This is a genomic window from Streptomyces sp. XM4193, assembly GCF_023072595.1.
GTDB lineage: Bacteria > Actinomycetota > Actinomycetes > Streptomycetales > Streptomycetaceae > Streptomyces.
This window is the reverse complement of sequence record NZ_JALLGK010000001.1, coordinates 973,746-988,667: the sequence shown is the minus strand read 5'-3', so window position 1 is coordinate 988,667 and position 14,922 is coordinate 973,746. Positions and strand designations below refer to the sequence as shown.

Genomic DNA, 14,922 nt, shown 5'->3' with positions numbered 1-14,922 from the left:
CCGGCCCGGAACGCCCGACCCGGAACGCCCGGTGCCGCGGGTACGGCGAAGGGCCCGGCAGGCGTCGTGCAGGACGAGTGCCGGGCCCTTCCACCCGCTGTGCGAAGGGTGGTTTACGGCTCGAACTTGTAGCCCAGGCCGCGGACCGTCACCAGGTAGCGCGGGGCTCCCGGGTCCGGTTCGATCTTGGCGCGCAGCCGCTTGACGTGGACGTCCAGCGTCTTGGTGTCGCCGACGTAGTCCGCGCCCCAGACCCGGTCGATGAGCTGCATCCGGGTCAGTACGCGGCCCGCGTTGCGCAGCAGCATCTCCAGCAGGTCGAACTCCTTGAGCGGCAGGTCGACCTTGGCGCCGGCGACCGTCACCACGTGCCGGTCGACGTCCATCCGCACCGGTCCGGCCTCCAGGGCGGCGACGGTCGGCTCGACCACCTCGCCGCGGCGACGCATGACGGCGCGGATGCGGGCGACGAGCTCGCGGGAGGAGAACGGCTTGGTCACGTAGTCGTCGGCCCCTATCTCCAGCCCGACGACCTTGTCGATCTCACTGTCCTTGGCGGTCACCATGATGACCGGGACGTTGCTTCGGCTGCGCAACTGGCGGCAGACCTCCGTACCGGGCAGGCCCGGGAGCATCAGGTCGAGCAGGACGAGATCGGCGCCGTTGCGCTCGAACTCGTCGAGGCCGTCGGGCCCGGTCGCGGCGATGGCGACCTCGAAGCCCTCCTTGCGCAGCATGTAGGACAGCGCGTCGCTGAACGATTCCTCGTCCTCGACAACGAGCACACGGGTCACGGAAGGACCTCCGGGGCGATGATGCGGTCAGTGGGGAAAGTCGAAGGCGACCGGCGTCGGGCGGGACGCGCGGCTGCGGGCGTCCCGTCGGTCGTACGGGCGGGGGTGCTCGGGGCCGGGCCGCCGGTGGCCGGGTGGCCGCCGGCGGACGCCTGGTCCGCGCGTTCCTGGTGCCGGGGCGCCTCGTACCGGGCCCCCCGGTGGTGTGCCCCGTGGCGGGACTCCCGGCGCGGGAGCCGTCCGTCCGGGGTGCTGCGGTCCGCCGCGGCGTCCTTGCCGTCGGCGGGGCGGGGGACCTCGGTGCCGTCGGGCACCTCGTCCGGAGCGTCCTCGTCGAAGTCGTCGACGTCGGCGGGCTCCTGGAGTGCGCCGCTGAGCTGGTTGCGGGTGCGGCGGGACTCCTCGGCCCGTTCGCGTGCGCTGCCGGCTTCGGGCAGCCGCAGGGTGAAGGTGGAGCCCTGGCCCTCGGAGCTCCACACGGTGACCTCTCCGCCGTAGGAGGCGGCCACGTGCTTGACGATGGCGAGCCCGAGACCGGTACCGCCCGTCGCGCGGGACCTGGCCGGGTCGACGCGGTAGAAGCGCTCGAAGATCCGGTCCTTGTCGCGGTCGGAGATGCCGATGCCCTGGTCGGTCACGGCGATCTCGATCATGTCGCCGCCCGGTTCGCGCACCCGTCGTGCGGCGATGCCGACGCGGGTGCGGGGCGGCGAGTAGTTGACGGCGTTCTCGACGAGGTTGCCGAGCGCGGCGGCGAGCTGCCCGCGGTGGCCCCAGACGTGCAGTTCGTCGGTGCCGCCCGCGGCGATGGTGATCTGCTTGGCGGTGGCCGACTGCCGACTGCGTTCGACGGACTCGGTGACCAGCTCGGTCACCGCGACGGCCTCGGAGTCGGCCATCGGGTTGTCGTTCTGCACCCGGGAGAGGTCGATCAGCTCCTGGACGAGGTTGGTGAGCCTCGTCGCCTCCTTCTGCATCCGGCCCGCGAAACGGTCGACCGCTTCCGGGTCGTCGGCCGCGTCGAGCACGGCCTCGGAGAGCAGGGAGAGCGCACCGACCGGGGTCTTGAGCTCGTGGCTGACGTTGGCGACGAAGTCTCGCCTGATCGCCTCGATCCGGCGGGCCTCCGTCAGGTCCTCGACGAGCAGCAGGACCAGTCGGGAGCCGAGCGGAGCCACTCTGGCGGAGACGGCGAGCAGATCGCCGCGTCCCGAGGCGCGCTGGGGAAGGTCGAGTTCGACCTGCCGTATCTCTCCGTCCCTGCGGGTCTCCTGCGCCATCTGGAGCATGGGGTCGACCGCCAGCCGCCCGCCCCGCACCAGCCCGAGGGCGTACGCGGCGGAGCTGGCCTTGACGACCGAGTCCTCCTCGTCCAGCACGACCGCCGAGGAGCGCAGGACGGAGAGCACGGTGTCGACGCCGGGCGGCAGCGCGGCGACGGTGTGCAGAGAGGAGCGGGTGGGCCGGTTCTGCTCCCGCTCGCTGTAGCGGAACGCCAGCACAGCGACGGCCCCGGTGCACGCACCGACTATCGCTGCCACTGCGGCGACCGCCGCGTTCACGTCCATGTCCTCAGGTTAAGCGGGTCGGCGAACCCGCAGGCAGGGGTCGGGGGGTGGACCGGGCCACTCGTCCCGCAGAGTTCACCACCAGGACAGCGATGGTTCACTCCTCACCTGGCAAAACGGGGCAAAGACGGGCAGCTCGCCGAGACCGGTCCCGTCTCGCTTCCGGTGTCCCAGAGTTCACCCGTGTGAGGGCGGTGGTTCACTTGGCGGGTCAACGTCGGATGCCTTGACCGCCCAGGGTGGGGCTTTCGGGCGGACCGGAACAACCGGCCCCACGGGCCACAACGCCATGCGAGGGAAGGACAGCCATGCGCGACGCGTACCACGAGGAGCTGGATTCGATCAGCGACAGCCTGGTCGAGATGGCCCGGCTTGTCGGCTCGGCGATCGGCCGGGCCACCACGGCGATGCTGGACGCGGACCTCAACCTCGCCGAGAGCGTCATCGCCAACGACGACAAGGTCGACGACCTCCAGCGCGGGCTGGAGACCCGCGCCATCCAGCTGCTGGCACGGCAGCAGCCGGTCGCCACCGATCTGCGGATCGTGGTCACCTCGCTGCGCATGAGCGCCGACCTCGAACGCTCCGGCGACCTGGCGCAGCACGTGGCGAAGGTGGCGCGACTGCGCTTCCCCGACTCGGCCGTGCCGCGCGACCTCCAGGCCACCATCCTGGAGATGGGGCAGCTGGCGCAGCGCCTGATGGCGAAGGCCGCCGAGGTCATCATCACCAAGGACGTCGACCTCGCCCTCCAGCTGGAGCAGGACGACGACAAGATGGACGACCTGCACCGCACCCTCTTCCAGCACCTGATGGACGACCGCTGGCAGCACGGTGTGGAGACCGCGGTGGACGTCACGCTGCTCGGCCGCTACTACGAGCGTTTCGCCGACCACGCGGTCTCGGTCGCCCGCCGCGTCGTCTATCTGGTCACCGGCGACTACGCCGACGAGATCGACCCGGCCGCGGCTGCCGCGGGCGCAGCGGGCACCCCCTCCACCGAGAGCTGAGCGACCCGACGCCACCGGACGCCCGGCGGGCGGGGGCGTACGGCGCATGCGGCTCGTACGGCGCGTGCGGCGGGCTCGTGCGGCGGTGTGGTTGCGGTGTGCGCGGGCCGACGGGTGCGCGGGCGATGTGTGCGCGCGGCGATGTGGATGGGCGGGTACGGGCGCGGGGCGCCTACCCGCCCATCCCCGCGTCGCGGGCGAGCAGCGCCGCCTGCACGCGGTTGCCGCAGCCCAGCTTGGCCAGGATGCGGCTGACGTAGGACTTCACCGTCGCCTCGCTCATGTGCAGCACCTCGCCGATGTCGGCGTTCGCCCGTCCCTCGCCGAGGAGTTGCAGCACCTCCGACTCGCGCGGGCTCAGCTCGGCCAGTCGGCGCCGCGCCTGCTGTGTGCGTACGTCCTGGGCGCCGGTGTCGCCGAGGTTGTCGATCACGTAGCGGGTGGCGCCGGGAGAGAGGTACGCGTCGCCCGCGGCGGTCGCCCGTACGGCGCGCATCAGCTCCTCGGGAGCGGAGTCCTTCAGCAGAAAGCCGGCGCCGCCCTGGCGGAGCGCGGCCAGTACGTTCTCCCGCTCGCCGAAGGTGGTGAGGATCAGCGGCTTCGCGGTGGGGACCGTGCGGCGCAGCTCGGGCAGCGTGGAGAGCCCGTCGAGCACCGGCATCTGGATGTCGAGGAGCACGACGTCGACCCGGTGGCGCTGCGCGAGATCGATCGCCTCGCGTCCGTTGCCCGCCTCGGCCACCACCTCGATGTCCTCCGCCGAGGTGAGGATCAGTCTGATCCCGGCGCGGATAAGCGGCTCGTCGTCGGCGATGAGGACCCGAATCAACGAGAACTCCCTTGAGAAGTGGGTGGGTTGGCACGCGCCCGGCGGGTGCGTGTGCGGAGCTGCCCCGGCCCGGTCGGCGGCCGGTCGGCCGCGGCGCGCGTCGGCGGCCCGCTGCCTGTGCGGTGTCCGGTCGAGGCCCGACCGCCGGTCAGTCGAAGGCCAGTTTCTGGATCAGCTTGCCATCCCGGAAGCAGAACCTCGCCAGGTCCCCCGTCCCGTCCTTGTTGAGCGCCTCGGCGGAGAACATCACCACGCAGGTGGCGTCCTTGGGCCGGGGGTGCTCGGCGTCGAGGACGTCGGCGAAGGAACTGGGCCGCGGCAGCCGTTCGCGCACCGGGCCCTCGTCCTGGCCGACCCGCACTCCCCGATAGGTCTCCTGGTCGACCAGGGACCGTTCGATGTCCAGTCCCAGCCACACCACTCCGGTCACCACCAGGGCGATCAGCAGGCCGCCGATCGCCAGCGCCGAGGGCAGACAGCCGCGGGACCTGCCGACGACGGCGCGGTCCAGATCGCGCACCGCACGCTGCCGACGGGCATCGACGGCCGGTGTCACCGCGTCGTACGGAAGCGCTCCGGCCAGCCGGAAGCCGCCGGTGCCGTACGGGCCGTGGTGCAGCATCCCGCCTGCGGCGCGGGCGCGTTCGCCCAGGCCGTCCAGTCCGCGTCCACCGCTGACGGCGGTGGCCGCCGCGGTCCCGGCCGTCTCCGGATCGCCGTCGGGCGCCGGGTTGTTGACCACTTCGACGAGCAGCACGTCGGGTTCGTAGCGCAGGCCGACGGCGACGGCCGAACCGGGGGCGTGCTTGTGCGCGTTGGTCAGCCCCTCCTGGACGATCCGGTACGCGGCCTGGTCCGCCGCCGGGGCGAGCGGGCGCGGGGTGCCGGTCACGGTGTGGCTGACGGCGGTGCCGGCGCGGTGGGAGGAGGCGACGAGTTCGGGCAGATCGGCGACGCCCGGTGCGGAGGCCGTCTCCACGCCGTCGCCCTCCTCGTCCTTGAGGATGCCGACGACCTCCCGCAGCTCCCTCATCGCGGTCACCGACGCCTCGCGCAGCACGCCGACCGCCTCCCGCTGCTGCGCGGACAGCCCCGCGTCCACCTGGAGCGCGCCGGTGTGCACGGCGATCAGGGTGAGGTGGTGACCGAGGCTGTCGTGCATGTCACGGGCGATGCGCTGTCGTTCACGCATCCGGGTCTCCCGGGCGATGATCGAGTTCTCCCGGATCAGCTGGTGGTGCTGGGCCCTGATCGCCGCGAGCAGCGAACGTCGCTGGTGCAGATAGCGCGCCGTCAGCCCCGGGATCGTCGCCATCGCCAGAAACCACACCGCCGAGACGAAGACGCCCATCAACGAGCGCGAACCGCCCTCGGTCAGATAGGCGCTGTGCAGATTGCCGCCGAGGTCGAGCAGGAACGCCGCACCCAGGAAGGCCAACGCCCGCCACGGTTCGACGATCCGCTTGCCCGCCGACCAGCCGACGAGCGGCAGCAGCGCGGCGAGCCCCGGCAGGACGGCGGACACACCGGCCACCGTCAGCAGGGCCACGCCGGGGAAGGACCGCCGTACGACGCAGACCGTCAGCGTCAGCATCAGCAGCACCGCGACCTGCGCGACGCTGCCGCCGGCGATCATCTGCACCGACAGCGCCAACAGCGTGAGCAGCGGGACGGTCAGGATCTCCCCGACGATCTGCCCCGCGGTCCACGGCTCCGGGCCGCCGCCCACCCAGCGCGCCGCCCGGGTGATCGGACCCGGCCGGTGGCGTTCCCGCCGGTCCTCCCGACGGCCTGCCCGCCGGTCCTCCCGACGGTCCTCCCGACGGCCGGCCCGCTGGTCCGGCGAGCCCTCGTGACGATCCGCCGCGTACGCCGCACGAGGCTGCGCGGACGCGCCCGTGGCCCTGCCCGTGCCTGGAAGCTCACTCACACGAGCACGGTACGGAACCCGCAGGGGCCGATCGACCTCCGTTCGTCGCCCCCGACCCCGACTTTGGTCGCGGAGCCGAGCACCCCGGCGCGGGCGCCCCGGCCCGGCCCCGCGGCGGGCTGGTGGGACGGCGGGTAAGCGGGTGAGCGGTACGGCGGCGGACACGGGCAGTTCGACGGGGTCCGGGCGGTACGGCGGACGCGGGCGGTACGGCGATGGGCGCGGGCGGGCCCGGTGTGGGTGAGGTGGGGTGACGTGGGCGGTGGCGGTGGGGCGGCTGGGTGCGCTGGGGCGGCGGGGGCGAGGTGCTCTCGCCGGACACCGATGCGCCGTTGCCGCGCCCCTCGGAGGGCGACTGCAATGGAGACGTACGGTCACGACCGGCTGCCGACCCCTCTGGAGCGACGCAATGACCGAGCTCAAGCGCACCCCCACGGCCCTTTCCCCGCTCGCCGCCTGCGGCTGCGGTTCCGGATGCAGCTGCGGCTGCCAGTCCGGCGGCGCCTGCCAGTGCGGCGGGGGCTGCTGAGCCTGAAACGGGACGGGACCGGAGTTCCGGTTCACCGCAGAGAAGCACCGACGCCGGGCCCGGAGGCATCCCTGACAATGCCCCCGGGCCCGGCCCCGTGCGGCGGGTTCCGCCCGGCGGGGCCGGGCGAGGTCTCGTCCGCCTGCTCGACCGCCTGCTCGTCCAGCGGGGTCCGCGCCCTGCACGCAGGCTGCCGTCGGAGAAACTCCCATGAAAACCGATGAGTTCGCGCCGCTCCCCCGGTCGGTACGGGCATGACCACACACACCCTGGTGACCGACGAGGTCGACCTCGTCCACGATGTACACGGGCCGCTGCCCACCGCCGACGGGCAGCCGGTGCTCCTGCTGATCGGGCAACCGATGGACGCGAGCGGCTTCACGAGCCTGGTCTCCCACTTCCCGGACCGCACCGTGGTGACGTACGACCCGCGCGGGCTGGGACGCAGCACCCGCAAGGACGGCCGCACCGACCACGACCCGCACGTACAGGCCCGGGACCTGCACACCCTCATCGGTGAACTGGGCGCGGGGCCCGTGGAGTTGTTCGGCTCCAGCGGCGGGGCGGTGGTCGGGCTGACGCTCGTCGCGACACATCCCGAGGACGTGACCGTCCTGGTGGCGCACGAGCCGCCGCTCATCCCCGTGCTGCCCGACGCCCCGGCCGCACTGCGGGCACGCGACGGCTTCCAGGAGGTCTACCGGGACAGGGGCTGGGGCGCGGGCATGGCCGGCTTCATCGCCATGACGTCGTGGGAGGGCGAGTTCACCGAGGAGTACTTCGCGACTCCGGCACCCGACCCCGCGGCGTACGGGCTGCCCGTCCAGGACGACGGTTCCCGAGACGATCCGCTGCTCTCCGACCTCTCCAACGCCGTCAGTTCGCACCGACTCGATCTCGACGCACTGCTCGCCGCCCCCACCCGTGTGGTGATCGCGGTGGCAGAGGAGTCCGGCTCCACCTTCACCGGCCGCACCTCCCACGCGACGGCGGCCCTGCTCGACCGCGAGGCGGTGGTGTTCCCCAGCCACCACGGCGGCTTCGCCGGCGAGGAGAACGGCTACCCCGGCCGCCCCGAGGAGTTCGCCCACCGCCTCCGCGAAGTCCTCAAACCCTGACCCCGAACCACCCGCCCCGGCCTCGCCCGCGCTGCGGGTGAGGCCGGGGCGCTCTGGGGCAGGCATGTGCCGTACGAGCCGCACCACCAACCGATAGATTCCCTCCATGCCCGGCCGCCTCCTGGAACTCCGTGTCGAGAACTTCCGCAGCCTTCGTGACGTGACCATTCCGCTCGGTCCGCTCACCGTCCTCGTGGGCCCCAACGGGGCAGGCAAGTCGAATGTGTTGAAGGTGTTCGACTTCCTCGCCTCGATCATCAGGACCGACCTCCAACCCGCGCTCGAGGACCGCGGCGGTTTCGACGAGGTGGCCTTCTGGGGCGGCGAGAAGCCACCGACCACTCTCACAATTCGACTCAAGGCTGATTGGACGAGCCACGCAAGCGCGAAGGCTCCGGACGAATACGCGTTGACCATTCGCCGACGTGCCCAGTCGGGCAGCCCGGGAGCTTACACTCTGTCGCGCCAGGAGAGCTTTCAGTTCAAGCGGACTCGGGGCAGGGGCCGCCGCATCACCATCTCCGGCGACGAGGCCCGAGTGGTGGACAACAGGGCCGGCCGCGAATCTGACGGAAACAGCTTCGGAATTCAGCGGCTGAGCAGTGGCCTGTCCACACTTCCGCGTCTGGGGCGCACGGACGGCGGGGAGGAGGTCGCGCGCGTCGCCGAACGACTCTCGTCCTTCAGGGTCTTCGACGTGGATGTACCAGCCGCACGACGTCCGACGCGGGCCCGGGCGATCCTGGCCGACCGCCTGGACTCGCGCGCCGAGAACCTGGCTGCCTTTCTGGTGCAGCTGAGCCGGGACGAAGAACGCTGGGACCTCTTGAACCGGGACGCCCGCCGCGTTCTGCCACAGTTGGACTCCATTGCCTTCGAACAGGTAGGCGGAGCGGCGGATCAGCTGGCTGTGACGCTGCACGAACGCGGCCTGCGCAGACCCACACCGCTCGCAGACGCTTCCTTCGGGACCGTACGGCTCCTCGGCCTGCTGGCCATGCTCTACGACCCCCGGCCACCTGCACTGACCTGTGTCGAGGAGATCGACCACGGCCTGCATCCGCAGGCCCTGGAACTGATCGTCGAGCGTATGCGGGAAGCGTCCGCGCGCACTCAGTTCATCGTGGCGACCCACTCACCGGCACTCGTCGACCGATTGGAGCCGCACGAGTTCATCGTGTGCGACCGCGACGACGACGGGGCCTCCGCGATTCCCGCCCTCACGACGGAGGAGATCGAGGAAATCGTCGCGGAAACGGGCGACCAGCCGCTCGGCGAACTGTGGTTCTCCGGCGTTCTGGGCGGCGATCTGACGGAGGACGAGTTGTGAGCCGCAGGCAGATCGGATCAGCCGGCCGGGACGTGGTGGTGCTCGCCGGGGAGAGTGCGAACGACCGCCGAATACTGGCCGCCTTCATCAGGGCGGCGCACCCCGAACTCGCCTCCTCGGTTGCCCTCGCCGAGATCACCGACCCTGTTCGACTGCGCAGGAAAGTCGGAGCGGACCTCGCCACAGCCGCATCCACCTTGGCGAGCAAAGCCCGAGGAAAAGCCCGGCTGAAGGGCGGACAGCTCGTGGGCCTCGTGGTGCACGAGGACATGGACTCCGGTACCGGGCCCGATTACGACGCCGCCCGCCGAACTGTCAGCCACGCACTGACCAGAGCGGCGGGCGCAGCATCCTCCGTGTACGCACTGGCTGCGGCCGAGTCCGAGGCGTGGCTGCTCCTCTTTCCACGGGCGTTCTCCCTCTACCGAGCCTCGTGGAGCATTCCGGCGGCTTGGAAGGGGAAAGACAGTGGGCGCCGCCAGAATCCGAAGGAGGACCTTGCGGCTGTTCTCCTCAAGCCCCGCTTCAGGGAGAGCGACGGGCCAGAGGTCGCCGAAATCGCGTTGCGGCACGGGCTGCTCGCGAAGCCGGAGGGAACAAACCGCTCGCACCAGGATTTCGTCGCCGACATCTCACGCTGGAGCGTCCCGGCGGCGCGATCGGCGCGCCGCTGACCGGCCCGCGACGAGACAGGCCCTCCGCACCGTGTTCCGGGCGGAGGGCCTGTGCGTTCTTCGTGCGGGCTACTTCTTCTTGCCCTGGTTCTTGACGGCTTCGATGGCGGCCTTGGCGGCTTCCGGGTCGAGGTAGGTGCCGCCGGGGTTGACCGGGCGGAAGTCGGCGTCCAGCTCGTAGGCGAGCGGGATGCCGGTGGGGATGTTGAGGCCGGCGATGTCCGCGTCGGAGACGCCGTCCAGGTGCTTGACCAGTGCGCGCAGGCTGTTGCCGTGGGCGGCGACCAGTACGGTGCGGCCGGCGAGCAGGTCGGGGACGATGCCGTCGTACCAGTACGGCAGCATCCGCGCGACGACGTCCTTCAGGCACTCGGTGCGCGGGCGCAGCTCCGGCGGGATGGCGGCGTAGCGCGGGTCGTCGCTCTGCGAGAACTCGCTGCCGTCCTCGAGCTCGGGCGGCGGGGTGTCGTACGAGCGGCGCCAGAGCATGAACTGCTCCTCGCCGAACTCGGCGAGCGTCTGCGCCTTGTCCTTGCCCTGGAGCGCACCGTAGTGGCGCTCGTTGAGACGCCAGGAACGGTGGACCGGGAGCCAGAGGCGGTCGGCCGCCTCCAGTGCGAGCTGCGCGGTGCGGATGGCGCGCTTCTGCAGCGAGGTGTGCAGCACGTCGGGGAGCAGACCGGCGTCCTTCATCAGCTCACCGCCGCGGACCGCCTCCTTCTCGCCCTTCTCGGTGAGGTTGACGTCCACCCAGCCGGTGAACAGGTTCTTCGCGTTCCACTCGCTCTCGCCGTGGCGGAGGAGGATCAGCTTGTACGGTGCGTCGGCCATACGACGCAGCCTAGTCGGTGCGTACGGGGGCCCTCGCGGGTGTTCCGACCGTCGGACGGCGGGTCGGACGGCGGTCGGGAGGGCGCGGCCGTACGGCGGGCGTCGAGCGTCAGGGCGTACGGGGCGTAAGGGTCGTACGGGGCGTACGGGGCGGCGGTCAGTCGGCGGTGCGTTGCAGCAGGAGCATCGCGGCGTCGTCGGCCAGTCGGCCGCCGGCGTGGGAGGTGAGGTCGGCGCGCACCGCGGCGAGCGTGGTTTCCGGTTCGCGGGCGAGCAGGCGCGGCAGTCGGTCGGCGAGCGGGTAGAAGACGCCCTCGGCGTTGCGTGCCTCGGTCACGCCGTCGGTGTACAGCAGGAGTTGGTCCCCCGGTTCGAACGGCAGCACCTGGCGCACCGGACGGTCGCCGCCGAGCGCGGCGAGGCCGAGCGGGGGCACCGTGGCGACCGGTTCGACGACGGTGATCCGCCCGGCCCGGATCCAGAACGGCGGCTGGTGACCGCAGTTGACCAGTTCCAGGCCGTGCGGTTTCGGGAAGCCGGCGACCACCGCCGTCACGAAGTCGTCGCCGCCCAGGCTTCGGCTGAGGCTGCGCTCGATGCGGTGGACGATCGCCAGCAGGTTCTCCTCGTCGTACGCCGCTTCGCGGAAGACGCCGAACACCTGGGCGGCCGTGCGCACCGCCGGGAGCCCCTTGCCGCGCACGTCGGCGATGAGGGCCCGTACCCCGTGCGGGGTTTCGACCACCGCGTACAGGTCGCCGCCGATACGGGCCTCGGCCGCGGCGGCGTTGTAGGTGACCGCGCACCGCAGGGCGCCGACCCGTTCGGGCACCGGTGCCAGTACGGCCTGCTGAGCGGCCTCGGACACCGACCGCACGACCGCCAGGGTGCGTTCGCTGCGTCTGCGCAGCTCGCTGCCGAGTGCGCTGACCAGGGTGACGGCGAGCAGCGCGGCGAGCACCTGCGGACGGTCGTTGGCGATGTCGCTGCGCATGCCGAGCACCGCGGCCAGCGCGAAGGAGACACCGCCGATGACCAGCACTCCGCGGGGCGTGTAGCGGACGGCGGCGAGCGCGGGCGCGGCGGCGAGCATCGAGGCCCAGCGCAGTCCCGGGGCGCTGAGCGCGGCGACGAGCGAGACGACGACCACGATCACCCACGGCAGGATCGCGGTGAGCAGCCGAAGCCCCTTGGGCATCTCGGGCTCGGACTCTGCCCCGAGGACCTCGGGCGGAGGCTCTTCGTCTCGCAGCATCGGGGTCTGCGCCAATCTCCGGGAGCGGTGGCGCCCCGGGCCTGCTCCCGCCCGCCGGCTTCCTTGGGGGCGACCCCGGTTTCGGTGGGCCGCACGGGGGGGGGATCGGGGACGCACGGGGCGGGAACGGGGACGCGCGGGGCGGGTCGTGGGCGGCCGGATCGATGGGGACGGGTCGTGGGCGGCTGGGTGACTTCAGAGTGCGCCGCTGCTTCCCGGGCGGCAACCGGGGTCGCCCCTCGGCACGTACCGGCACCGCGGGCGTACGCGGCCCGCACGACGCACGCGCACCGGCCCCGGGCCGGCACGCACCGCACGCGCACCGGCCCCGGGCCGCACGTACCGCACGTGCACCGGCCCCGCACGGCCCGCGTCGCAGGCGTACCGCGCGCACCGCCCCGCGTCGCGCCGTGTGCCGCCCCGTGTGCCGCCCCGGGCGGACGGGCCTCAGCCCGTGCCGGCGCCGGAGGCGACCAGCAGGCCGACGGCCAGTACGGCCACCCCGACCGCGCCGACGAACGGCGCGTGCCGCACCCGGCGGCCGAGCGCCAGCCCGCCCAACGCCAGCGCGACCGCCGCCGGTGGTGCCAGCGCGACCGCGAGGCCGGGCACGTCGGGCGGGCCGACGACGAGCACCGCGGTGGCGGCGACCAGTGGCAGCGGCAGCAGTGCACGGGTCGTACGGGCGCCCAGGCGCTGCGGCAGCCCCCGTACGCCGGCGGCGAGGTCCTGCCGCAGGTCCGGCAGTACGTCCGCCAGATGGGCGGCGACGCCGAGCAGGGCGCCGGCGGCCACCGCCCACCACGCGGGCGTGGTGCCGCCCGGTGCGGCGAGCGCGACGAAGGCGGGCAGCGCGGCGAAACCGACGGCGTACGGCAGCCACGAGAGCACCGTGGACTTCAGCCGCAGGTTGTACGCCCAGGCCCCGGCCACGCCGAGGAGGTGGACGGTGCCGGCGAGCGTGCCGCAGGCGAGCGAGAGCACCGCGCAGACGGCGAGGGCGGCAACGGCCGCCGTCCAGAGTGTGCGGGCGGTGATGTCGCCGACCGCCACGGGTTTGTCGGCGCGTTCGGCGGCGGTGTCGCGTGCGGCGTCGCGGGCGTCGTTGCTCCAGCCGACGGAGAGTTGGCCGCTGAGCACGGCGGCGCCGACCAGCGCGGCGCTGCCGACCGGGTGGCCCCCGGTGGCGGCCAGAACGGTGGTGAGCACGGTGACGGCCAGCACCGCGCCGGGGTGGGAGCAGCGCAGCAGCGCGAGCGGGAGCACGCCGGAACGGCGCGCGCCGGCGGTCGGCTGACCGACCGTCGGCGCGGGCGGCCGGGGGTGGAGCGGATGCGGGTCCACGCCCCGATCGTAGGGAACGCGTCGGATCGCGGAGCGCCGTCGCGCGCGGTCGGAGCGTCAGCGCTGGCAACGCTCGGCTGTCGGTCGCGGGGCCGTGGACGGGGCGGTGGGTGCCGTGGACGGGGACGGGGACGGGTGCCGGGGGCGGGTGCGCAGGCGGGCACGGGGGCGGGTGCGCAGACGGGCACGGGTGCCGTGCCGCGGTCGTTGGGCTGCGGAGTCCGGCCGCGGCGGATCGGGCGAGGCGGTGTCGGAGCGTCACCGGGGCCCGGACGCCGTACCGCCGGGACACGGGCCACCGGCCCGTTTCCGGGGGGCCGTTCGCCCGGGCGGTGGCTGTCCGGCACTCGGCGGTGTCCCCGGGGCGGATGCCTGTACGGGGCGCGATCATGCCCGTAGCGTCAGTGACCGCCGACGTACCGCTGTACACAGACCCGAGTGGGGATCGATGACCCGGATCGCAGCTGTCCACGGAGTACTGGCACCGCACCGCTACCCCCAGGAGGAGCTCACCGCACTGGTGGCCCGCAACTGCCTGCCGGAGGGCGCCGATCGGGGTGTGCTGCGCCGGCTGCACACCAGCGCGCAGGTGCGGCACCGCAACCTCGCGCTGCCGGTGGAGGAGTACGCGGGGCTGGACGGGCTCGGTGCCAGGAACGAGGTCTTCGTCGACGCGGCCTGTGCGCTGGGCGGCGAGGCGGTACGGGGTGCGCTGCGGGCTGCGGGACTGCGGCCCGAGGACGTGGACCTGCTGATGTTCACCTCGGTGACCGGGATCGCCGCGCCGTCGGTGGACGCGAGGCTGGTGGGACGGCTGGGGCTGCGGCCCGATGTGAAGCGGCTGCCGATCTTCGGCCTCGGCTGTGTGGCGGGCGCGGCCGGTATCGCTCGGCTGCACGACTATCTGCTGGGCCGGCCGGACCAGGTGGCGGTGCTGCTGTCGGTGGAGCTGTGTTCGTTGACCTTCCAGCGCGGCGACGACTCGATGGCGAACCTGGTCGCCTCCGGTCTGTTCGGCGACGGCGCCGCGGCGGTGGTCGCGGTGGGACCGGACCACCCCGCGTACGCGGGCGCGGCGGCGCAGGGCGCACCGGCGGCGGGAGCCGCACGCCCCACCGGCGCCGGGCCCTCAACCGCCGCCTCCGCGCCGCGAGTTGTGGATTCCCGCAGCCGGATGTACCCGGACACCGAACGAGTGATGGGCTGGGACGTGACGGACACCGGCTTCCGGGTGGTCCTGGACGCGACCGTCCCGGACGTCGTACGCCGCTATCTCGCGGACGATGTGCACGCCTTCCTCGCCGACCACGGCCTGAAGCCGCAGGACATCACCGCCTGGGTCTGCCACCCCGGCGGGCCGAAGGTGCTGGAGGCGGTCAGCGAGACGCTGGCCCTGCCGGAGGGCGCACTGGACGTGACCTGGCGTTCGCTGGCGGAGATCGGCAACCTGTCCTCGTCGTCGGTGCTGCACGTGCTGCGCGACACGCTCGCCGAACGACGCCCGCCGCGCGGTACGCCCGGCCTGCTGCTGGCGATGGGGCCCGGCTTCTGCGCCGAACTGGTGCTGCTCGACTGGTGATCGGCGCCGCACGCGGAGCCCACACACGGCACCGTGGCACGGCAGCAACGCGAACCGCGAACCGCGGCACAGCGGCACAGCGCCACAGCGCCACAGCAGCACCCGACGTCACCGCAGCACCGCACCACCGA

Annotated in this window: 12 protein-coding genes; 5 read left to right on the top strand and 7 right to left on the bottom strand. The window is 72.8% G+C overall.

Annotation, left to right across the window (positions count from 1 at the left end; genetic code table 11):
- Positions 1-113: 113 nt before the first annotated feature.
- Positions 114-794: a response regulator transcription factor gene (locus MTQ01_RS04145; RefSeq protein ID WP_211041444.1), complete on the bottom strand. Its 681-nt coding sequence runs from the start codon at positions 792-794 to the stop codon at positions 114-116.
- A complete protein-coding gene (locus MTQ01_RS04140) occupies positions 791-2,362 on the bottom strand; it encodes a cell wall metabolism sensor histidine kinase WalK (RefSeq protein ID WP_247486891.1) in 1,572 nt (523 codons plus the stop codon). Before MTQ01_RS04140 ends, MTQ01_RS04145 begins: the two co-directional genes overlap by 4 nt.
- 308 nt (positions 2,363-2,670) lie before the next feature.
- On the opposite strand from MTQ01_RS04140, the gene phoU reads away from it, so the two are divergent.
- Positions 2,671-3,372: a phosphate signaling complex protein PhoU gene (gene phoU, locus MTQ01_RS04135; RefSeq protein ID WP_247486890.1), complete on the top strand. Its 702-nt coding sequence runs from the start codon at positions 2,671-2,673 to the stop codon at positions 3,370-3,372.
- 172 nt (positions 3,373-3,544) lie between these two features.
- Here the strand turns inward: phoU and MTQ01_RS04130 are convergent, their stop codons facing one another.
- Together MTQ01_RS04130 and MTQ01_RS25120 are read right to left on the bottom strand one after the other, a co-directional pair.
- On the bottom strand, positions 3,545-4,201 hold the full coding sequence (locus tag MTQ01_RS04130) for a response regulator transcription factor (protein ID WP_247486889.1): 657 nt from the start codon (positions 4,199-4,201) through the stop codon (positions 3,545-3,547).
- 148 nt (positions 4,202-4,349) lie between these two features.
- Positions 4,350-6,131, bottom strand: a complete 1,782-nt coding sequence (locus tag MTQ01_RS25120; RefSeq protein WP_247486888.1) for a histidine kinase — start codon at positions 6,129-6,131, stop codon at positions 4,350-4,352.
- Positions 6,132-6,914: 783 nt separating this feature from the next.
- Between MTQ01_RS25120 and MTQ01_RS04120 the strand changes: the two genes are divergently transcribed.
- The 3 genes from MTQ01_RS04120 to MTQ01_RS04110 all read left to right on the top strand — a co-directional run bounded on the left by MTQ01_RS04120 (position 6,915) and on the right by MTQ01_RS04110 (position 9,782).
- Entirely contained in the window at positions 6,915-7,778 is an 864-nt protein-coding gene (locus MTQ01_RS04120) for an alpha/beta fold hydrolase (RefSeq protein WP_247486887.1), read from the top strand.
- 106 nt (positions 7,779-7,884) lie between these two features.
- Positions 7,885-9,108, top strand: coding sequence for an AAA family ATPase (locus MTQ01_RS04115; protein WP_247486886.1), 1,224 nt, complete (start codon positions 7,885-7,887; stop codon positions 9,106-9,108).
- Positions 9,105-9,782 carry a hypothetical protein gene (locus MTQ01_RS04110; RefSeq protein WP_247486885.1) on the top strand — a complete coding sequence of 226 codons (678 nt, stop codon included), beginning with the start codon at positions 9,105-9,107 and terminating at the stop codon, positions 9,780-9,782. The genes MTQ01_RS04115 and MTQ01_RS04110 overlap by 4 nt, the downstream gene beginning before the upstream one ends.
- A 69-nt stretch (positions 9,783-9,851) precedes the next feature.
- On the opposite strand, the gene MTQ01_RS04105 is transcribed toward MTQ01_RS04110, so the two are convergent.
- The 3 genes from MTQ01_RS04105 to MTQ01_RS04095 all read right to left on the bottom strand — a co-directional run bounded on the left by MTQ01_RS04105 (position 9,852) and on the right by MTQ01_RS04095 (position 13,212).
- Positions 9,852-10,613: a phosphoglyceromutase gene (locus tag MTQ01_RS04105; protein WP_247486884.1), complete on the bottom strand. Its 762-nt coding sequence runs from the start codon at positions 10,611-10,613 to the stop codon at positions 9,852-9,854.
- A gap of 157 nt (positions 10,614-10,770) precedes the next feature.
- The gene (locus MTQ01_RS04100) at positions 10,771-11,868 is read right to left on the bottom strand and encodes a PP2C family protein-serine/threonine phosphatase (RefSeq protein WP_247486883.1); all 1,098 of its coding nucleotides are present in this window, start codon (positions 11,866-11,868) and stop codon (positions 10,771-10,773) included.
- Between the two features lie 447 nt (positions 11,869-12,315).
- The gene (locus MTQ01_RS04095; RefSeq protein WP_247486882.1) at positions 12,316-13,212 is read right to left on the bottom strand and encodes a UbiA family prenyltransferase; all 897 of its coding nucleotides are present in this window, start codon (positions 13,210-13,212) and stop codon (positions 12,316-12,318) included.
- A gap of 448 nt (positions 13,213-13,660) precedes the next feature.
- Between MTQ01_RS04095 and MTQ01_RS04090 the strand changes: the two genes are divergently transcribed.
- Positions 13,661-14,791: a type III polyketide synthase gene (locus MTQ01_RS04090; protein ID WP_247486881.1), complete on the top strand. Its 1,131-nt coding sequence runs from the start codon at positions 13,661-13,663 to the stop codon at positions 14,789-14,791.
- Positions 14,792-14,922: the final 131 nt, after the last annotated feature.